Annotated in this window: 21 protein-coding genes; 7 read left to right on the top strand and 14 right to left on the bottom strand. The window is 61.8% G+C overall.

Translation table 11 applies throughout. The features are described from left to right. Positions 1-26 precede the first annotated feature (26 nt). The gene (gene cysK, locus ACYQ1P_RS05690) at positions 27-1,010 is read left to right on the top strand and encodes a cysteine synthase A (protein ID WP_460019377.1); all 984 of its coding nucleotides are present in this window, start codon (positions 27-29) and stop codon (positions 1,008-1,010) included. 11 nt (positions 1,011-1,021) lie between these two features. Further along, entirely contained in the window at positions 1,022-1,798 is a 777-nt protein-coding gene (locus ACYQ1P_RS05685) for a HesA/MoeB/ThiF family protein (protein WP_460019376.1), read from the top strand. On the opposite strand, the gene ACYQ1P_RS05680 is transcribed toward ACYQ1P_RS05685, so the two are convergent. Together ACYQ1P_RS05680 and ACYQ1P_RS05675 are read right to left on the bottom strand one after the other, a co-directional pair. After that, entirely contained in the window at positions 1,795-2,202 is a 408-nt protein-coding gene (locus ACYQ1P_RS05680) for a carboxymuconolactone decarboxylase family protein (protein ID WP_460019375.1), read from the bottom strand. The genes ACYQ1P_RS05685 and ACYQ1P_RS05680 overlap by 4 nt on opposite strands. A gap of 14 nt (positions 2,203-2,216) precedes the next feature. Then, positions 2,217-3,203: a 2-hydroxyacid dehydrogenase gene (locus ACYQ1P_RS05675; protein WP_460019374.1), complete on the bottom strand. Its 987-nt coding sequence runs from the start codon at positions 3,201-3,203 to the stop codon at positions 2,217-2,219. A 109-nt stretch (positions 3,204-3,312) separates the two neighbouring features. On the opposite strand from ACYQ1P_RS05675, the gene ACYQ1P_RS05670 reads away from it, so the two are divergent. After that, positions 3,313-3,861, top strand: coding sequence for an SH3 domain-containing protein (locus ACYQ1P_RS05670; protein WP_460019373.1), 549 nt, complete (start codon positions 3,313-3,315; stop codon positions 3,859-3,861). A 98-nt stretch (positions 3,862-3,959) separates the two neighbouring features. Here ACYQ1P_RS05670 and irrA read toward each other — a convergent pair whose 3' ends face one another. The 11 genes from irrA to rimP form a co-directional block, all read right to left on the bottom strand. After that, the gene (gene irrA, locus ACYQ1P_RS05665) at positions 3,960-4,370 is read right to left on the bottom strand and encodes an iron response transcriptional regulator IrrA (protein WP_460019372.1); all 411 of its coding nucleotides are present in this window, start codon (positions 4,368-4,370) and stop codon (positions 3,960-3,962) included. Between the two features lie 129 nt (positions 4,371-4,499). Next, positions 4,500-5,897 (bottom strand): NAD(P)H-dependent flavin oxidoreductase, encoded by a 1,398-nt coding sequence (locus ACYQ1P_RS05660; protein WP_460019371.1) that lies wholly within the window; start codon positions 5,895-5,897, stop codon positions 4,500-4,502. Positions 5,898-5,967: 70 nt separating this feature from the next. Further along, on the bottom strand, positions 5,968-6,693 hold the full coding sequence (locus tag ACYQ1P_RS05655) for a glycerophosphodiester phosphodiesterase family protein (RefSeq protein ID WP_460019370.1): 726 nt from the start codon (positions 6,691-6,693) through the stop codon (positions 5,968-5,970). A gap of 80 nt (positions 6,694-6,773) precedes the next feature. After that, positions 6,774-8,912, bottom strand: a complete 2,139-nt coding sequence (gene pnp / locus ACYQ1P_RS05650; RefSeq protein WP_460019369.1) for a polyribonucleotide nucleotidyltransferase — start codon at positions 8,910-8,912, stop codon at positions 6,774-6,776. Between the two features lie 118 nt (positions 8,913-9,030). After that, positions 9,031-9,300: a 30S ribosomal protein S15 gene (gene rpsO, locus ACYQ1P_RS05645; protein ID WP_460019368.1), complete on the bottom strand. Its 270-nt coding sequence runs from the start codon at positions 9,298-9,300 to the stop codon at positions 9,031-9,033. Positions 9,301-9,319: 19 nt separating this feature from the next. Further along, positions 9,320-10,246 (bottom strand): tRNA pseudouridine(55) synthase TruB, encoded by a 927-nt coding sequence (gene truB / locus ACYQ1P_RS05640; RefSeq protein ID WP_460019367.1) that lies wholly within the window; start codon positions 10,244-10,246, stop codon positions 9,320-9,322. Continuing rightward, on the bottom strand, positions 10,236-10,661 hold the full coding sequence (gene rbfA, locus ACYQ1P_RS05635; RefSeq protein ID WP_460019366.1) for a 30S ribosome-binding factor RbfA: 426 nt from the start codon (positions 10,659-10,661) through the stop codon (positions 10,236-10,238). Before rbfA ends, truB begins: the two co-directional genes overlap by 11 nt. 36 nt (positions 10,662-10,697) lie before the next feature. Next, positions 10,698-13,280 (bottom strand): translation initiation factor IF-2, encoded by a 2,583-nt coding sequence (infB, locus tag ACYQ1P_RS05630; protein ID WP_460019365.1) that lies wholly within the window; start codon positions 13,278-13,280, stop codon positions 10,698-10,700. Between the two features lie 19 nt (positions 13,281-13,299). Beyond that, on the bottom strand, positions 13,300-13,962 hold the full coding sequence (locus ACYQ1P_RS05625) for an RNA-binding protein (RefSeq protein WP_460019364.1): 663 nt from the start codon (positions 13,960-13,962) through the stop codon (positions 13,300-13,302). Then, complete coding sequence (nusA, locus tag ACYQ1P_RS05620) at positions 13,940-15,550, bottom strand: transcription termination factor NusA (RefSeq protein WP_460020136.1); 1,611 nt, start codon at positions 15,548-15,550, stop codon at positions 13,940-13,942. Before nusA ends, ACYQ1P_RS05625 begins: the two co-directional genes overlap by 23 nt. Before the next feature lie 11 nt (positions 15,551-15,561). Beyond that, entirely contained in the window at positions 15,562-16,071 is a 510-nt protein-coding gene (gene rimP / locus ACYQ1P_RS05615; RefSeq protein WP_460019363.1) for a ribosome maturation factor RimP, read from the bottom strand. 344 nt (positions 16,072-16,415) lie between these two features. Here rimP and ACYQ1P_RS05610 point away from each other — a divergent pair, with 344 nt between their 5' ends. Next, positions 16,416-17,597 carry a hypothetical protein gene (locus ACYQ1P_RS05610; RefSeq protein ID WP_460019362.1) on the top strand — a complete coding sequence of 394 codons (1,182 nt, stop codon included), beginning with the start codon at positions 16,416-16,418 and terminating at the stop codon, positions 17,595-17,597. Then, a complete protein-coding gene (locus ACYQ1P_RS05605; RefSeq protein WP_460020135.1) occupies positions 17,522-18,010 on the top strand; it encodes a glycosyl hydrolase 108 family protein in 489 nt (162 codons plus the stop codon). Before ACYQ1P_RS05610 ends, ACYQ1P_RS05605 begins: the two co-directional genes overlap by 76 nt. A 1-nt stretch (position 18,011) precedes the next feature. On the opposite strand, the gene ACYQ1P_RS05600 is transcribed toward ACYQ1P_RS05605, so the two are convergent. After that, the gene (locus ACYQ1P_RS05600) at positions 18,012-18,482 is read right to left on the bottom strand and encodes a hypothetical protein (protein WP_460019361.1); all 471 of its coding nucleotides are present in this window, start codon (positions 18,480-18,482) and stop codon (positions 18,012-18,014) included. A gap of 56 nt (positions 18,483-18,538) precedes the next feature. Between ACYQ1P_RS05600 and ACYQ1P_RS05595 the strand changes: the two genes are divergently transcribed. Together ACYQ1P_RS05595 and ACYQ1P_RS05590 are read left to right on the top strand one after the other, a co-directional pair. Then, positions 18,539-18,835 (top strand): hypothetical protein, encoded by a 297-nt coding sequence (locus tag ACYQ1P_RS05595; RefSeq protein WP_460019360.1) that lies wholly within the window; start codon positions 18,539-18,541, stop codon positions 18,833-18,835. 87 nt (positions 18,836-18,922) lie between these two features. Beyond that, positions 18,923-19,567: a hypothetical protein gene (locus ACYQ1P_RS05590; RefSeq protein WP_460019359.1), complete on the top strand. Its 645-nt coding sequence runs from the start codon at positions 18,923-18,925 to the stop codon at positions 19,565-19,567. Positions 19,568-19,590 lie beyond the last annotated feature (23 nt).

Here is a 19,590-nt window from a genome sequence, read left to right as displayed (position 1 = left end):
TCATCCAAAGACGAGGGACCATACCCATGACCAACAAGCAAGATTCGACATCGGGGGCCACGTCGCGCGGGCGGATCTATGACAGCATTACCCAATGCATCGGCGTCACCCCGCTGATCCGGCTGCACAAGCTGGAAGCGTCCGACGGCTGCAAGGGTCATATTCTGGGCAAGTGCGAATTCTTCAATCCGCTGTCCTCGGTCAAGGACCGAATCGGTCTGGCCATGGTGGAAGATGCGGAGAAGGCGGGTCTGGTCAAGCCGGACAGCGTGTTGATCGAACCGACGTCGGGCAACACCGGCATCGCCCTGGCCTTCGTCTGCGCCGCCAAGGGCTATCGGCTGATTCTGACCATGCCGGAAAGCATGTCCATCGAACGTCGCAAGATGCTCGCCCTTCTGGGGGCCGAGATCGTCCTCACCCCGGCCAACCAGGGCATGACCGGAGCCGTCTCCAAAGCCGAGGAACTGACCAAGGAATTGGACCATGCGGTGATGCTGCAACAGTTCAACAATGCCTCCAACCCGGCGGCCCATGCCCGCACCACCGCCGAGGAATTGTGGGCCGATACCCATGGTCAGGTGGATGTGGTGATTTCCGGGGTCGGGACTGGCGGCACCATCACCGGCATCTCCCAGGCCCTGAAGGCGCTCAATCCCAATCTGCATGTGATCGCCATCGAGCCGGAAGACAGCCCGGTGCTGCAAGGCGGGGTGCCCGGCCCCCATATGATTCAAGGCATCGGGGCCGGATTCCTGCCGCAGGTTCTGAACATGGAACTGGTTGACGAGGTGCTGTCCATCGGCAACGAAACGGCGTTCGCCATGGCCCGCAAGATCGCCCGGCTGGAAGGCCTGCCGGTGGGCATTTCCTCCGGCGCGGCCCTGTCGGCGGCGGTCGAGGTGGCGCAGCGGCCCGAAATGGCAGGCAAAAATATCATCGCCATTCTGCCGTCGTTCGCCGAGCGCTATCAGTCGACACCGCTGTTCGATCATCTGGGGTTGGAATAATCCCCCCCTCCATGGATCTGAGCAACGACCAACTGCGGCGCTATGCCCGCAACATGATCATGGACGAGGTCGGCCACGATGGCCAGGTCCGGCTGCTGCAAAGTCGGGTGCTGGTGGTCGGGGCGGGCGGCCTGGGCGCGCCGGTGCTGATGTATCTGGCGGCGGCGGGGGTCGGCCATCTGGGCATCGTCGATCATGACCGGGTCGATTTGTCCAATCTGCAACGGCAGATCGTCCATGCCAGCGGCGACATCGGCCGCCCCAAGGCGGTCAGCGCCGCCGATACCCTGTACGACATCAACCCGGAAGTTCAGGTCACCGCCCATACGGAGCGGCTGACGGCGGAAAATGCTGCGGCACTGGTCGGGGCCTATGATCTGGTGGTCGATTGTTGCGACAATTTCACCACCCGCTTTCTGGTCAACGATGCCTGCCATTTCGGCGGGCGGACCCTGGTTTCCGGGGCGGTGATGCGCTTCGATGGGCAGGTGGCGGTTTACAAATCCCATGCCGGAACCGACTATCCCTGCTACCGCTGTCTGGTGCCCGCCCCGCCGCAACAGGTCCAGACCTGCGCCGACGCCGGGGTGTTCGGGGCGGTCTGCGGGCTGGTTGGTTCGTTGCAAGCTACCGAGGTGCTGAAGGAACTGTTGGGAATTGGCGAAACCCTGGCCGGGCGTTTGTTGATCATTGACGCCCTATACACCCAGATCCGCAAGGTGCGCATTCCGCGCGATCCGGCCTGCCCATTGTGCGGCGACCATCCGACGATCACCGGGATTGTTTAGTGCCGCCCGCCATCGACGAACGCCTCGTCCACCTCGATGCGCAGGGCATTGGCCAGATGGTTGGTCTCGGCGGCCATGCCGACCACCGCGATGAGTTCCGACAGCATCGCCTCGGACATGCCTTTTTTGCGCGCCGCCGCCGTATGGGAATTGATGCAGTAATTGCAGTTGTTGGCGATGCTCACCGCCACATACAGCATTTCCTTGGTCAGCGGGTCCAAGGCTCCGGGGGCCATCACCTGTTTGATGCTCTCCCAGGTGCGCTTCAGGGTCGCCGGGTCGTTGGCCAGCACTTTCCAGAAATTGTTCACCCATTTGACCTGACGGGTCTGCATGATGTCGTCGTAGACCGCGCGCACCTCGGGGGAGGCCGTTTCGTATTCGATCAGCGGCTGGATCGCCATGACGCGACCTCCATTCAGAGCATGGATTCGATGACCCGGTCGGGCGGCGTGTGGCCGTCTGCGAAGGTCTTGATGTTGATCAACACCTTGTCGCCCATGTCGATGCGGCCCTCGATGGTGGCCGAGCTGAGATGCGGCAACAGCACCACATTGTCTAGCTGCAAGAGCTTCGGGTTGACCGCCGGTTCGTGCTCGAACACGTCCAGTCCGGCCCCGGCCAGTTCGCCCGCCACCAGCATGCGCACCAGCGCCGGTTCGTCGACCACTTCGCCGCGCGAGGTGTTGACCAGATAGGCCTGCGGCTTGAGCAGCTTCAGACGACGCGCCGACAGAAGATGATAGGTGGCCGGGGTGTGCGGGCAATGCACCGACACCACATCAATGCGGGCCAGCATCTGATCCAGACTGTCCCAATAGGTGGCACCCAGTTCCTGCTCCAGTTCCGGATGCAATCGACGCCGGTTATGATAATGAATCTGCAAGCCGAAGCCCCGGGCACGTCGGGCCACCGCCTGACCGATGCGGCCCATGCCGACGATCCCCAGTCGTTTGCCGGTGATCCGGTGGCCGAGCATCCAGGTGGGGGTCCAGCCGCTCCACTCGCCGGAGCGCATGACCCGCTCGCCTTCGGCCAGACGGCGGGGCACCGAGAGAATCAACGCCATGGCCATGTCCGCCGTATCCTCGGTCAACACATCGGGGGTATTGGTCACCGTGATGTTGCGTTGCCGGGCCGTCGCCAGATCAATATGATCGACGCCGGTACCGTAATTGGCGATTAACCGAAGCTGTGGACCGGCCTGAGCGAGCAACGGACCGTCGATGCGGTCGGTCACCGTGGGCACCAGCACATCGGCCTCGGCAACCGCAGCAATCAGCGCCTCGCGGCTCATCGGCACATCGTCGTGATTGAGCCGCGTGTCGAACAGCTCCATCAGACGGGTCTCGACGATTTCGGGTAATTTGCGGGTGACAATGACAAGGGGCTTGGTGACGGACATTCGATCTCTCCCTGGGTTCCTTCGGCCATAGCAGTCCTGAGCCCGAATGTCTAGAGTTTGCACTGCAACATGAGGAATGGCAAGGACCCACATTGACAGACTCCCGGCCTTGAACGATCATGCCGCCATGCATGATTTCCACCGACTCCTTTTCGCGCTGTTGATCCTGGCGGCCCTGCCGTTCGGCTCCGCCTTGGCCCAGTCCCCGGACATTGATCCGGGGGATGCCAGAAGCGACAGCGGCCTGCCGTTGCCGCGTTTCGTCAGCCTGCGCGCCGCCGAGGTGAACATGCGCACCGGGCCGGGCCTGCGCTATCCGGTGGAATGGGTCTATCACCGACGCCGCATGCCGATGGAAGTGATTGCCGAATACGGCACCTGGCGCAAGGTCCGCGATTGGCAGGGCACACAGGGCTGGGTGCACCAATCCATGCTCGACAACCGCCGGACCATGATCGTGCTGGGCGATGTACGCACCCTGCGCAGCGCGCCGGATGCGGCCTCGAAGCCGGTGGCCCGGGTCGAGCCCGGCGTGATCGGTCGGATCGCCGAATGCCCGATGGATTCGTCCTGGTGTCTCATGGAGGTCAACGAATTCGACGGTTGGCTGCGGCGCGTCGAATTCTGGGGGGTCTACCCGACCGAGGACCTGCACTGAGGCGCCATCCTTCGACAAGCTCAGGATGAGGAGGCCGGCGCGTGCATCTTATCCTGCCGCGCGCACTCGCATCTTATCCTGCCGCGCGCACTCGCATCTTATCCTGCCGCGCGCACTCGCACGACCACATCGACGCGCTGCACTTCCATGCCCGGCGGGGCGGCGGGGATGTTGGCCACGACCATTTGGTCGCCCGGAATATCGGCCAGTTCACCGGTATTCTCGACAAAGAAATGGTGATGGTCGCTGGTGTTGGTGTCGAAGTAGGAGCGCGAGGCATCGACAACGATTTCCCGCAACAGACCGACGTCGGTGAACTGATGCAGGGCGTTATAGACGGTGGCCAGGGAAATCCGAATATTGGAATCCAGAGCCTCGCCGTGCAGGGATTCCGCCGTGATATGGCGATCCTCGCCCTCGAACAGCAGCTTTGCCAGGGCCAGACGTTGACGGGTCGGACGCAAATCGGCGCCGCGCAGTTTGTTTAATGCATTGCTGAAAGGTCTCACCGATGGGCTCCCTATCGTTCCCGGTTCCACCCCTTGAGGGGGTTGGAGTTCGTTTCTTACATGTTTACATGATTTTGACGGGAAAGACTAGAAGAATTCCATTGTGTAAATAGGGACTTTACGGGGCGATCAGTCGCCGGTCAGGATGCGATCCATCAGTTGCTTGACCGTCGGCACAAAACCGTTGGCGTAGAAGGGGTCGGTGGAGAAGCCGCAGGCGGCATGACCGGCAAACATCAGGTTGTTCTCGATGGGGCCGCCGTGGCTGATGTCCTGCAAGGTCTTCTGAATGCAGAAAGAGCGCGGATCAGCTTTCTTGCCGGTGTTCCCGGCCTCGTTTTCCGAGAAGTTGCTGAACAAGCAGGACGACAGGCACCCCATGCAGTCGGTCTGATCCTTGAGGATTTCCGCAGACTTTTCAGGGGTGACAAAAACCAGAGTGGAATCCGGCGTCTTCAGGACCTCGCTGAATCCTTCGGCCATCCAACCCTCGGCCCGCCCCAGGTCGTCGGGGGCCAGATAGACCGGACGTCCGCGCGCCCCCACGGGAAGGGGGGCCGTCAGGTCTTCGGTCGGTTTCGAGGCATAGGGCAATTGACGCTGGTTGCGCGCCTCCAGTTCCCGAATAAAGGCATTGCGCACGGCGGACGAATAAAATCCGGTGGGACTGAAGCGTTGCAACAACACATCCCCTTCAGTCAGGGTCAGCAGCCGTTTTTTCCAGGTCTCGGGGATGGGGCTTTCCTGGGTCAACAACGGGCGGGTACCATATTGAAAGGCAATGGGACCGAGTTCCGGGTTATCAATCCAGTCGGCCCAATCGCGCAGATACCAGACGCCGCCTGCCATGATGATCGGCACTTGACCAAGACCGACGGAACGCATGATGTCGCGCAATGCTTGCACGCGAGGCATCGGGTCCTGGGGCAGGGCGGGGTCCTCGGAATTGGACAATCCATTATGACCGCCGGCCCGCCAGGGGTCCTCATAGACCACGCCGCCGAGCAGGTCGCTGTAGTTCTTGTAGGACCGCTTCCACAGGGCGCGGAAGGCCCGGGCCGAGGAGACGATGGGGTAATAGTTGATCCCGTAATCGGCGGCGATTTCGGCCACTCGATAGGGCATTCCAGCCCCGCAGGTCACCCCATGAACCAGCTCGCGGACCTGATCGAGCACGCCGCGCAGAATGGGCTCGGTGCCCCCGGCTTCCCATAACACGTTCATATGCAGCCGTCCGGCCCCGTTCGACGTTTCGTGGGCGATTCTGGCCTGCGCGATGCCGCCCTTGATGGCGTAATGAATCAGTTCGCGCTGCCGTTCGCTGCGCGTGGCCCCATGATAGACCTGAGGTATGACGTTGCCGTCCGCATCGTAGGAATCGGGATTGACGCAGGAAAATGTCCCCACACCGCCCGCCGCCGCCCAAGCGCCGGAACTCAGGCCGTTGGAAACGGCAATGCCCTTGCCTCCTTCGATCAGCGGCAGGACTTCCCGGCCGGACAGCATCAGGGGTTGGAGATCTTTCAAGTAACCACCCTCGGTTCGCCAATGAAACGGCAGGGGACGGTGAAGTCCGTCCCCATTCAGTCACTAGGGTTTACCCCTGTTGGTTCATTTCCGCAAGGAGAAGGGCGGGATTATCGGTGATCACCGCATCAATGCCCCATTCGATCAACTGCTGCGCGAATGCCAGATCGTTTACCGTCCAAGCCGCGATGGTCAGGCCGTCGGCGTGCACCGATTCTACCTGATCGCGGGTCAGGGATTGGGCTCCGATATTCATCCCGCTGCAACTCACGTCGGTAGCGAAGGTCCGCCAGTCGTCGGGCAGCCGGTCGGCGATCAGGGCACGGGGATGCTCAGGGATTATGTCTTGGCAGGCGCGCAACGTTTCGCGGTCGAAGCTGGACAGCAGCAACGGCACCGATGTTGGCAATGCCTCGGCCAGCGCCGCCACCAGGGTGCCTTGACGCCCCGGCTCCGGCTTCAGTTCCAGATTGGCCCCCAGGCCGAGCCGTTGCCAGGCCGCCAATCCTTCGGTCAGTGTCGGGATGGATTCACCGGCAAAGGACTCATCGAACCAGCTCCCGGCATCGAGACGGCGCAGATCGGCCAGGGTGACATGGGCCAGCAAGCCCCGCCCATTACTGGTCCGGTCCAGGGTTGCGTCATGAAAGATCACCGCCTGCGCGTCGGCGGTCAGTCGCAAATCGCATTCGATCCAGGTCGCGCCCGCCCGGGCCGCCGCCTGAAATCCGGCGATGGTGTTTTCCGGGGCCATGGCGCGAGCCCCCCGGTGGCCGATGATCGGCGGCAGATTCATTGGCCTGTCCCCAGCAAGGCACAAGGGGGGCATCCGAGACGCCCCCCTTGTTTAATCCATGATCATGACAGAGCGGAAGATTATTCCGCCGTCTCCGCCGGCTTGGCTTCTTCCGGCTCGCGGGGCTGTCCGGTCTCCTGATCGACCAGTTTCATCGACAGTTTGACCTTGCCGCGATCGTCAATGCCGATCAGTTTGACCCAGATCTCGTCGCCTTCCTTGATGACGTCGTTGACCTTGGCCACCCGATGGTCGGCCAGTTGGCTGATATGCACCAGACCGTCACGCGGCCCCAGGTAGTTCACGAAGGCCCCGAAATCGACCACCTTGACCACCTTGCCGCGATAGATGCGGCCCACTTCCGGCTCGGCGGCGATGGCTTCGATCATCGCCATGGCCTTGTCGGTGGCGCTCTGGTCGGCGGCGGCGATTTTCACCGTGCCGTCGTCGTCCAGGTCGATGCGGGCCCCGCTGGTCTCGCTGATCTCACGGATCATCTTGCCACCCGGGCCGATGATTTCGCGGATCTTCTCCGGCTTCACCTTCATGGTGGTGATGCGCGGTGCGGTATCGGCCACGTCGTCCCGCGACGAGGTCAGGGCATGGCCCATCTCGCTCAGGATGTGCAACCGACCGTCCTTGGCCTGGGCCAGGGCGGTACGCATGATCTCTTCGGTGATCGAGGTGATCTTGATGTCCATCTGCAAGGAAGTGACACCCTTTTCGGTGCCCGCCACCTTGAAGTCCATATCGCCCAGGTGATCTTCGTCACCGATGATGTCGGAGAGCACGGCAACGCCGTCTTCTTCCTTGATCAGGCCCATGGCGATACCGGCCACCGGACGGATCAGGGGCACACCGGCATCCATCAGCGCCAAAGAGGTGCCGCAGACGGTGGCCATGGAGGACGACCCGTTGGACTCGGTGATCTCGGAGACCACGCGGACCGTGTAGGGGAAATTCTCCTTGGCCGGCATCAACGGATTGATGGCCCGCCAGGCCAGCTTGCCATGGCCGATTTCACGGCGGCCCGGAGAGCCCAGACGCCCGGTCTCGCCCACCGAATAGGGCGGGAAATTGTAGTGCAGCATGAAGTTGCGACGGGTCTCGCCTTCCAGGGCGTCGATGATCTGCTCGTCCTGACCGGTGCCCAGGGTGGTAACCACCAGGGCCTGAGTCTCGCCACGGGTGAACAGCGCCGAACCATGGGCGCGGGGCAGAATGCCGACCTGGGAGACGATCGGGCGCACCGTCTTGGTGTCGCGACCGTCGATGCGGGTACCGGTCTTTAGAATGTCGCGACGGACAATCTTCTGCTCCAGTTTCTTGAAGATACCGCCGATTAAATCCATGTTGACGGTCTCATCGCCGGACAACTCTTGAGTCACCCGATCCTTGACCGCCTGGACTTTGTCCTGACGGGACAGCTTGATGGTCTCGCCATAGGCCAGACGCAGATCCTTCTCGGCCATTTCGGTGACCCGGGCGGTCAGTTCGTCCAGACCCTCGGGGGGCTCGGGCAGATCCATCGGTTCCTTGGCACAGACTTCGGCCAGTTCGATGATCGCCTTGATCACCGCCTGAGACTGCTCATGGCCGAAGGTCACCGCGCCGAGCATGTCGTCTTCGCTCAGTTCGTGGGCCTCGGACTCGACCATCAGCACGCCTTCCTGGGTGCCGGCCATGACCAGATCCAATTTGGTATCAGCCATCTGGGCCAGGGTCGGGTTGAGCACGAAAGCACCCTCGATCAGGCCGACACGGGCGGCCCCAATCGGTCCCATGAACGGCACGCCGGACAAGGTCAGGGCGGCAGAAGTACCGATCAGAGACACAATGTCGGGATCATTTTCCATGTCGTGGGCCAGCACCGTGCAGACCACCTGGGTTTCGTTCTTGAAGCCCTTGGCGAACAACGGACGGATGGGCCGGTCGATCAACCGCGAGGTCAGCACTTCCTTTTCGGAGGGGCGGCCTTCACGCTTAAAAAAGCCGCCCGGGATACGCCCGGCGGCAAAAGTCTTTTCCTGGTAGTGAACGGTCAACGGAAAGAAGTCGATTCCCGGACGGGCACTCTTTTCGGCGACGGCGGTGCAGAGCACCTTGGTCTCGCCGTAAGTCACCATGACGGCCCCATGGGCCTGGCGGGCGATGCGCCCGGTCTCCAGGACGAGCTTGCGCCCGCCCCAATCGATTTCTTTTCTGAATTCTGTAAACATATCTTTCTTCCTTCATACGTACGGACAATCCGATCCGCCATGGCGGCGAATCGGGAGTGGAGCCCGAGGCTCCCATGAGAAAGGCCGGGAGGGTTCCCGGCCTTCTGTTTCGGTGATTTTAGCGGCGCAGGCCCAGGCTCTGGATCAGAGACGTGTAGCGGCCTTCGTTCTTGCGCTTCAGATAGTCCAGCAGCCGCCGACGCTGGCCGACCATGATCAGCAGGCCGCGGCGCGAATGGTGGTCTTTCTTGTGTTCCTTGAGGTGCTCGGTCAAATTCCGGATGCGCTCGGTGAGGATGGAAACCTGCACTTCGGGCGAGCCGGTATCTTTTTCGCCTTGCTTGTACTCTTGAATCAGCTCGGTCTTGCGTTCTGCGGTAATCGACATCGGATACTCCTTTTCAAATCTATATGTTCAATACGCGGACGGGACGAACCTCGCCGCCTTCGATCCGAGCCAATGCCACCGGCTTGCCCTCCGCCATGGCGCAAACCATGGCACCCTGGGTAAAGGAGGTCTGGGGTGAGCGGCGGGCGACGGCCAACAGGGAAACCGGCTGTCCGTTGCGTAATCGCCTAGCCTCGGGTTCGGTCAGGGCCAGCGCCGGGATGTCGTCCAGCGCGGTCTCGACCGCAAGTAGGTAGTCTTCGAGCGCGGCACTATGCCCCAGCTCGGCCAGTTTATCCAGCGAAATCGCGGTCTCCTCGGTGAAGGCCCCGACCGAGATCCGGCGCAATCGGGCCACATGGCCGACGGTGCCCACCGCCAGTGCCAAATCGCGGGCCAGGGAGCGCATATAGGCTCCCTTGCCGCTTTCCACCTCGAACGCCGCATGATCGTCATCAATCATCTCCAGCAATTGGAAACGATCAATGCGCACCGGGCGCGACGACAGCTCGACCTCTTTGTCGGCCCGGGCCAGGGCATAGGCCCGCTGACCCTCCACCTTGACCGCCGAGAACTTCGGCGGCACCTGCGCGATGGTGCCGATAAAGCCTTTCAGCGCCTGATGAATTTCGGCTTCCGTCGGGCGCTTGTCCGAGGTCCGAGTGATCTCGCCCTCGGCATCGTCGGTGCTGCGCTCGATGCCCCAGCGGATGGTGAAGTGATAGATCTTGGTGCCATCCATAACGTAGGAAACGGTCTTGGTCGCCTCGCCCAGAGCCAGGGGCAGCACGCCGCTGGCCAACGGATCGAGAGTGCCTCCATGACCGACCTTGGCGGCATTGGTCAGGCGGCGCACCTGCCCGACCACGGCGTTGGAGGTCATGCCCAGGGGTTTGTCGATGATCAGCCAGCCGTGAATGGGCTCCCCGCGCCGTTTACGCCCCATGATCCGGACCTTCTTCCTCGTCTTCGTCGCGGGGGCCCAAGTCGCGGGCAACCTCCGGCGAATGAAGAAGGGCGTCGATATGGCTGGCTTCGTCGAAAGAGTCGTCTTCCTTGAAGGAGAGCCGGGGGACGGTCCGCAACTGGACGCGCTTGGCCAGTTCATGGCGCAGAAACGGTTGGGCGCGGCCCAGACCTTCGAGCAACGGTCGTACGTCGCCGCCGCCCAATGGCACCACGAACACTGTGGCATTGCGCAAATCGGGACTGACCCGGACTTCGGTGATGGTCAGGACCCGCCCCTGAAAGGCCGGATCGCGCAGTTCGCCGCGCTCCATGATCCAGGCCAGGGCGTGGCGGATTTCCTCGCCGACGCGAAGCTGCCGTTGGCCGGGCGCGCGGGATTCACCTCTGCTCATGAAACGATCCTTCCGACGATGGGGTGCGGCGGAGCCCTACAGCTCCCCCGCCACCTCCTCAATCTCGAAGCATTCGATCATATCGCCCTGCTTGAGATCGTCGTAGCGTTCGAAGGCCATGCCGCACTCGAAGCCTTCCTTGACTTCCTTGACGTCGTCCTTGAAGCGCTTGAGAGTCGATAGGGCCCCCTCGTGGATGACCACGTCGTCGCGCAGCAGGCGGACCTTGGCCCCTCGCTTGACGGTCCCGTCGGTGACCATGCAGCCGGCGACGGCTCCGACCTTGGTGATGCGGAAGACCTCGCGGATCTCGGCGTACCCGAGGAAGGATTCGCGCAGGGTCGGCGCCATGATGCCGGTCAGCGCCTTTTTCAAATCGTCGGTCACGTTGTAGATGATCGAGTAGTAGCGGATATCGACGCCGTCGCGGCGGGCCATGTCGCGGGCCTGCGGGTTGGCACGGACGTTGAACCCGATGACCACCGCCCCGGACGCCTGGGCCAGGGTGATGTCCGATTCATTGATGCCGCCGACTGCCGCATGCAGCACGTTGATCTTGACTTCCTCGTTGCCGATTTTCTCCAGGGAGCCGACCAGGGCCTCCACGGACCCCTGCACGTCGGCCTTGATGACCACCGGCAGTTCCTTGATTTCGCCAGCCTGGATGCTCTCGAACATCTGTTCCAGGGTGCCGCGCTTGGACGCGGCGGCGCGGGCCAGACGTTCGCGGCGGGCGCGGAATTCGCTGACTTCACGGGCCCGCTGTTCGTCCGCGACGACCACGAAATCGTCACCGGCCGACGGCGTGCCGTTGAGCCCCAGGACCTCCACCGGCATGGCCGGTCCGGCCGTCTTGACCGGTTCGCCGTGGTCATCGACCAGGGCACGGACGCGACCCCACTCCTTGCCCGACACGAACAGGTCACCGATATTCAAGGTGCCGCGCTGCACCAGGACGGTGGCCACGGAACCGCGCCCCCGTTCCATCTTGGCCTCGATCACCACGCCCTCACAGGCGCGGTCCGGATTGGCTTTCAGGTCGAGCATTTCGGCTTGCAGGAGAATCATTTCCTCCAGCTTGTCCAAATTGGTGCGCTTTTTGGCCGAGACCTCGACGGTGATCAGGTCGCCGCCCATTTCCTCGGGCACCAGTTCATGTTGCAGCAGCTCGTTGCGGACGCGGTCGGGATTGGCCTCGGGCTTGTCCATCTTGTTGATGGCGACGATGACCGGCACTTTGGCCGCCTTGGCGTGATGGATGGCTTCCACCGTCTGCGGCATGATGCCGTCGTCGGCGGCGACCACCAGGACCACGATATCAGTGACCTTGGCCCCGCGGGCCCGCATCTGGGTGAAGGCAGCGTGGCCCGGGGTGTCGATGAAGCTGATCTTGGCCCCCGATTCCAGGGTGACCTGATAGGCCCCGATATGCTGGGTGATCCCGCCCGCTTCGCCGCTCACCACGTCGGTGGCGCGCAGGGCGTCGAGCAGCGAGGTCTTGCCGTGGTCCACATGGCCCATGACGGTGACCACCGGCGGACGCGGCTTGAGGCTGTCCTCACTGTCCTGCTCGCCGGTCAGACCGATTTCCACGTCGGAATCGGAAACCCGTTTCACCGTATGGCCGAATTCCTGGGCCACCAGTTCGGCGGTGTCGGCGTCGATGGGCTGGTTGATGGTCGCCATGACGCCCATTTTCATCAGCGACTTGATGACGTCAGCCCCGCGTTCGGCCATCCGATTGGACAGCTCCTGCACGGTGATGGTTTCTGGCAACACCACTTCGCGCACGATTTTCTTAGAGTCGGCCCCCATGGCGAGCCGCTGTTTCTGTTTTTCCTTTTCCCGCGCCCGGCGGACCGAGGCCAGGGAGCGGGTGCGCTCGCTGTCGTCGAGGGCGGCGGCAATGGTCAGCTTGCCCGAGCGACGGCGTTCATCCCCCCCGCGACCGCGCGCTGCGGCCTTGCGGGCCTCCACTTTCGCCCGCTTGGATTTTTCGTCGTCTTCCACCCGTGCCGATTTGAGGTCGAGTTTGGAAGCGGCCTTGGTATCGGGTTTTTCGGATGGCGGCAGCGGCACATCCTCGGGGCCAGGGGCGCCTTTGGCGGCGTCGCGTGGCGGGGCCTGCTTGGGCTCCGGTTCGCTCTCCGGCTCGGGCTCGACCTCGGGTTTCGGCCGCTTGGCCTCTTCCTCGGCCTCCCGACGGCGCGCCTCGGCGGCGAGTCTTTCCTGTTCTTGGCGCTCCAGTTCCAGCCGCCGGTTTTCCTCTTCCGCCTTGATCGCCCCTTGCAGGGCGCGGGCGCGGGCCGCCTTTTCCTGTTCGGTCAAATTGGAATGCACGGCATCGTCGGCGACCACATCGGCCGGGACGGGCGCTGCCTCGACGGGAGCGGCAACGGGGAGCGTTTCCTCCGGGGCCGAGCCGTCGACCTTGGTCATATGACCGCTGGCACCGCGTTCGTAGGTCCGCTTTTTGCGCACCTCGACGGTCACCGCCTTGGATCGCCCGTGAGAAAAGCTCTGCCGCACCTGGCCGGTCTCGACAGTCTTTTTCAGTTCGAGCTTCTTCGGCCGCGACAGCGTCAGCTTTTTCTCGTCTTTGTTCTCGGTCTCGCTCATGACAATCCGTTCACATCCATCATTCAACCGGGTCTTCAGTCCGTTTTCGGTCTGACCCCTTGGCGATCGGCGGCTCGCGAAAGCCAGCCAGACGCCCACATTCCGTCTTCAACTGTGCCGCCAGCCCGCCGGGGCCGATCAACACATGCACCGCCTGTTCCCGGCCCAGGGCGCGGCCCAATTCGTCGGCAGTCAAAACGTCCAACACCGGCAGATCCGGTGCCAGGGCCCGCACCTTGCCCTGCGATCCGGCGGCCCCGTCGACCGCCGTCATCAGCAGGACGCCCCAGTCCTCGCGCAGGTGCGCGCGAACCTTCTCGTAACCGGCAACCAACTGGCCCCCCCGTCGCGCCAACCCGACCAGGGCCATACAGCGCGCCGTCAACAATCCTTCGACCCGGTCCCCCAGGTCCGCGGGGACGGTCACCGCCGCGCGGGCAGCGCGCGAAAAGGACCGTTTGGCGCAGGCTGTATTTACCACATCGCGCCGTGCGCTCAACCAGATTCCCCGTCCGGGCAAGCGGTTTTCCACGTCCGGCACCACTTCTCCGGTCGGTCCGACCACGAAACGGAGCATTTCCGTCTTCGGTCGCGACTCTCCGGTCACCACGCAACGGCGATGCGGCGGCGCGCCTTCCGCCACAGCCCGGTGGCGGCGTTTAGGCTCCTTCGCCCTCGCCACCGGCCTCTCCTTCGTCCGCGAACCAGTGGGCCCGGGCCGCCATGATCACGGCATCGGCTTCGGACGCGGTGAGCGGGCTCAACAACAGCAAGCTGCGCAGGGCCGCGTCATCCAGGTCCAACAGGCTGTCCAGGGTATGGTCGCCCTTGTCCTTGAGCAGGATGAAGCGCAATTCGTCGCCGGTCAGGTCGGCCAGATCGTCCAGGGTCTTGACGCCGTTTTCGCCGAGCGCCGCCTGCATCACCGGGGTCAGCCCCTCGACCGCCGCCACCTCGTCGGAAACGCCCAATTCAACCCGCCGTTCGCTGGCCTCCTCGTTCATGCGCTCCATGTAGTCGCGGGCCCGATTACGCAGTTCCTCGCCCACGTCCTCATCGAAACCCTCGATGGTCGCCAGTTCCTCCACCGGCACGAAGGCCACTTCCTCGACCGTGGTGAAGCCCTCGGTCACCAGCAGATGAGCAATCACGTCATCCACGTCCAGCGCCTCGATAAACATATTCGAGCGGCTGCGGAATTCCTCCTGGCGGCGGGCCGATTCTTCGTCCTCGGTCAGGATGTCGATTTCCCAGCCGGTCAGCTTGGAGGCCAGACGCACGTTCTGGCCGCGCCGACCGATGGCCAGACTAAGCTGATCGTCGGGCACCACCACCTCGATGCGGTTGGCTTCCTCGTCCAGCACCACCTTGGCCACCTCGGCCGGGGCGAGGGCGTTGACGATGAAGGTCGCCGGGTCCAGGGACCATTGGATGATGTCGATTTTCTCGCCCTGCAATTCGCCGACCACCGCCTGCACCCGCGAACCGCGCATGCCGACGCAGGCCCCCACCGGGTCGATGCCGGAGTCATTGGACAGCACGGCGATCTTGGCCCGCGATCCGGGGTCCCGGGCCACCGATTTGATCTCGATGATGCCGTCATAGATTTCCGGCACTTCCTGGGTGAACAGCTTAGCCATGAAATTGGCGTGGGCGCGGGACAGGAAAATCTGCGGCCCGCGCGGTTCCTCGCGCACGTCCATGATATAGGCCCGCACTCGGTCGCCGGTATTGAAATGCTCGCGCGGAATGCTCTCGTCGCGGCGCAGCAGGGCCTCGGCGCGGCCCAGGTCGATCACCACGTTGCCGAATTCCACCCGCTTCACCAGACCGTTGACCACCTCGCCGATGCGGCCCCGGTATTCCTCGAACTGCCGTTTGCGTTCGGCGTCGCGGACCTTCTGCACGATGACCTGCTTGGCGGTCTGTGCCGCAATGCGCCCGAAGTCGATGGGCGGCAGCGGATCGACCAGAAACTCACCAATTTCGCAATCGGCCTTTTTCTTGCGGGCCTGATCGAGGGTCATCTGGGTGACCTCGTTTTCGATCTCTTCGGCCACCTCAATATAGCGGGCCAGTTTGATCTCACCCGACTTGCGGTCGATGTGGGCACGAATGTCGTGCTCATGGCCGTATTTGTTGCGCCCCGCCTTCTGGATGGCCTGTTCCATGGCCTCCAAAACTTCATCGCGGTCAATGCCCTTTTCACGGGCGACGGCGTCGGCCACCTGCAAGAGTTCAGGCCGTCCTTGTTCGATGCTGCTATCCATGGTCATCAGCGTTATGTCCGATCCGCTTCGTCACGTTTCGTTTCACCAGCCATCGCCAACAGGTGATCGTTGAGCACCAGTTTGGCTTTGACAATCCCATCGAAAGGCAGGGCCACAGTGGTCCCGTCTTCCAATTCCAGGAGCACGGCATCAGCCTCCATGCCCCGAACCCATCCCTTGAATCGGCGCTGGCCGTCCTGCGGTTGCGCCAATTCGGCCTTGGCCTCGTAGCCGACATGGCGCAGGAAATCCTTGCGCCGGGTCAGCGGCCGGTCGAGCCCCGGAGAACTGACTTCCAGGGTATAGGCCTGCGAGATCGGGTCTTCCACATCCATCAGAGCGGAAATGGCCCGGCTGAGGGTGGCGCAGTCGTCCACGTTCATGCCCCGACCATCCGACGGCTCGGCCATGATCTGCAAGATCATGTGCCGGTCCCCGATGATCTGGACCCGGACCAGCTCGAATCCCAGATCCGCAATGGTCGGTTCGATCAGATCCGAAATGCGCTGCGTCAGTTCCATGCCCGTCGGTGCGGTCCCGTCCCGAAAACCCAGTCCAAAAAACAAAAAAGCGGGCCAGAGGCCCACCTTCGAAGTGCTGTCAATCAGCGATCCAAAGAACAATTGCCGGGACTATAGTCGGATGGGGCGCGCCGCGCAAGGCAATTGTGACGGATCGGCAGCCCCCTGGATGAGGACAAGTTTCACACAACGAGGCCTGAAATCGGGCATGCTGCTGGACTCCCCGCCCCCAGGCCATAGAAATTCAGTAAATGTTCTTGACAAATCTCGGGACTTGCGAGATATAAAAGGAATTATAGCATATTATGGAATTGTTATCACCCCCAACCCCAAGGAGACCCCCCATGGGAAGCCTATCCAGCACCACCCCCGGCAACGACGGGGACTCCCTGTCCTCTGCCCCGATCCCCTCCGTTGTCGATGACAAGCCGTCGCGCCCGACCCCGTCGTTCGACGAGGGGCCGTCCCTGTTCGAATCCAAGTCGGCCTTCGATGCGGAACCGCTGCAACCTATTGCCTCTGACCCCGTCCTCGACACCCCGGCACGCCGGACGAACGCCCTCCTTGACGAGTCCCCGAGCGACCGAGCGCAACAGGAAAACCTTCTCAAGCAGGACGAGGCCGACACGGAGGCGGTCTGGAAGATGCACCAGGACAAGAAGGCCGCCGAAGAAAAAGCCGCCCATCAGCGCATAGAGATGCGCCAGAAACAGCGCCTGAAAGAGCAAAAGCAGCAGCAGCAACGACAGGCCCTGGCCCAGAAAACGGCTCCCAAAGGCCCGCCCCCGGTGGGTCACGAAGAAGACTACAAGCACGATTTCCAGAAGCACCCGGACACCCCGCAACATGTGGCTGACCAGATCCTGCGCCATGTGCCGGTGGAGGATTGGTCCTCCACCCAGGCCCTCAAGGTCAAGGCCTCGCCCAGTTCATTCCAGTCCGGCCACCCGGGCAACGCCACCGCCCGCCCCAAGCTGGATCAATGGTTCAAGAACACCTTCCCGGGCACGGTGGACTTGGCTTCAGGGCAATCAGCCAGCGGCACCAGCTTCTTCCACCCCGACGACCGCAAGCAAATCGACGCGGGCATCAATGCCGGATTGGGCGCGCGGGCCAAGGCGGGGATGCCTGCTATTGCGCCACCCACACCGTCGCCGGTTGAGGGGGCTCAACCTGCCCGTGCCGATGGCTCCCGAGTCTTTGCACGCAAACAGACTTGGTCCGACATGAGGCAGGGTAAGTCGTCTCAAACGAAGCCGCAGCAGATGGCGCAGACACCAGCGCCAGCGACGTCACAGCCTTCAAACCCAGTCGCCAATCCAACCGTAAATGTCCAACAAACCGGGGCCAACGCTCTCTTCCAAAATTACCGTCAAAACCTGGCCCCTCGGGAAAGGGGATATGCCAATCGTCCGCCCAGTGCTGATCCGGGGGAGGGACCCATAAAGGGATATCCCAGAAATTTCTCGATGCTCTTCGTCAGGACCCAAAATGGAAACACTTGCCGCAGCAATCCAAGAATCTGAGCGATGCTCAAATCGACAACATCTATCGTATCGAATATTTTGACCGACCGCAGATCGCCAAACTGGCACAGGTGCCGGGCTTGCAGCAGGCGGCACCGCAATTGGCGGAACACGTTTTCGAAGCAGGTGTGCTCCATGGCCCGGAGGATGCCGGGAAATGGCTTCAGCAATCCATAGATGAAGTCATGAGCACTGATTTGCGGGTAACCGACCGAAATGGCAACAAAGTGTATGACGGCATCATCGGATCTGGAACGCGCCGCATGGTCGAACAGGCGGTCAAAGCCGGAAAAATCAAGGAGATCAACAATCGGATCGTTAGTAAAAGGCTAGCTTACATGAAAACTCTACCTGAGTTTAAATTTAACAACAAAGGTTGGTCGACAAGAGCACAAACATTCCTAATGCCATAAATCAGTGTGGACTAGGGTCGATAGGCAAACCCTCTTGACCCGTATTTTTTCTCTGTAAAATTATATCTTTCAGTATCTCTTCATAAATCTTTGCTATACTAAATAAATGAGTTGAATAATGTTGTGTGCCGCAAGATGGCATGCATGCGTTATTTTCATTATAAATATTCCAGTAGAAATCAATAAGTATTGATCGTATTTTTGAAAATTTAACTGACAATGATTTTTTATTTTCAACGCCATCATATATAAATATTGATGAGTTATTTATTATTTCTTCTTCCAAGCAAAGTGTTGTGATATAAAATCCTTCTCTATGTGCGGAAGTATTTTCCGTCGAGCGGAATTCCTCAGATTTTTTCCAGCAGGCATCAATCAGCGTTTGGGCATCCGGAATCTCAACGGATTCGGCATAGGCCGGACACTGACCAAGCATGAGAATCAGTATGGAATAGACAATAAAGTATCGCATCTATGGAGTATAGGGCATTGCTGTGCACTACAAAAGGCAAAGTTGTGCCGCGGTCGATGCCTCCGGACACCCCGCAGCATGGGAACGACCAGATCCTGCGCCATGTGCCGGTGGAGGATTGGTCCTCCACCCAGGCTCTCAAGGTCAAGACCTCGCCCAGTTCATTCCAGTCCGGCCACCCGGGCAACGCCACCGCCCGCCCCAAGCTGGACCAATGGTTCAAGAACACCTTCCCCGGCACGGTGGACCTCGCCTCCGGTCAATCGGCCAGCGGCACCAGCTTCTTCCACCCCGACGACCGCAAGCAAATCGACGCGGGCATGGGCGGGGATGCCGGAGACACGGACTGGTGAATCTGAAAAAACCGACCTGATCGGCGGGTCCGGAAACGATACCTTGGCCTGGATGCAAGAGACGAAGCCCGCTCCCGTTCCGGCGCCTTGTCCGAAGCGGACAAGGCGGCCCACCGGGCCTATTGGGAGCATCGTCTGGGCGGCGGTCCCAACGCCAATCCGGCGACCAACAACGCCGCGATGCACGAGGACCCGGGACATCTGAGGAATTCCTTGATCGCCGGGGAGGCGGCACGGGAAGGCTATGCCGATCCGGAACAGATCTCGTGGGAAAACGGCTTAAAACAGCGCCTGCAGGAAGAATACCAGCTCTCAGACACAGAGTCGGAAATCGCCGCGATCATGGTATCGGTGACCCCCGTGGGCACCGCCCTCGACGTTGGCGAAGGTTTCGTCAAGGCGACGGCGGCGCTGTCGCGGGGCGACGTGAAGGCGGCGATGGAACACCTCGGCTCAGCAGGCATGAGTGCTGCCAAGATCGGGAAAATCGAGAAAAAACTCATGCGATTGGCCGCCGGCGGAAGCGGCAAGGCCTTCGAGAAACTGGCCAAAGCCCTGCCGGACGTCACCTCGGCCTGGATGGCGCGCAGCGTCGCCAAGCAGGGCCTCGCCTATTCGGTGGTCAAGGAAAGCATCGCCCGGGGCTTCAAGAACGGCATGAACCCCGCCGAGGCGCTGACCGGCGGCCTCGGACCGGTGGTCCTGGGCGCGGCGGAAGGCCATCCCCTGTGAGTTGGTTCCAGTAGAGAAAACGG

The organism is Magnetospira thiophila (genome assembly GCF_054657015.1).
Note: the sequence above shows the minus strand (reverse complement) of the source record. Positions and strands in the feature narration are given on the sequence as shown.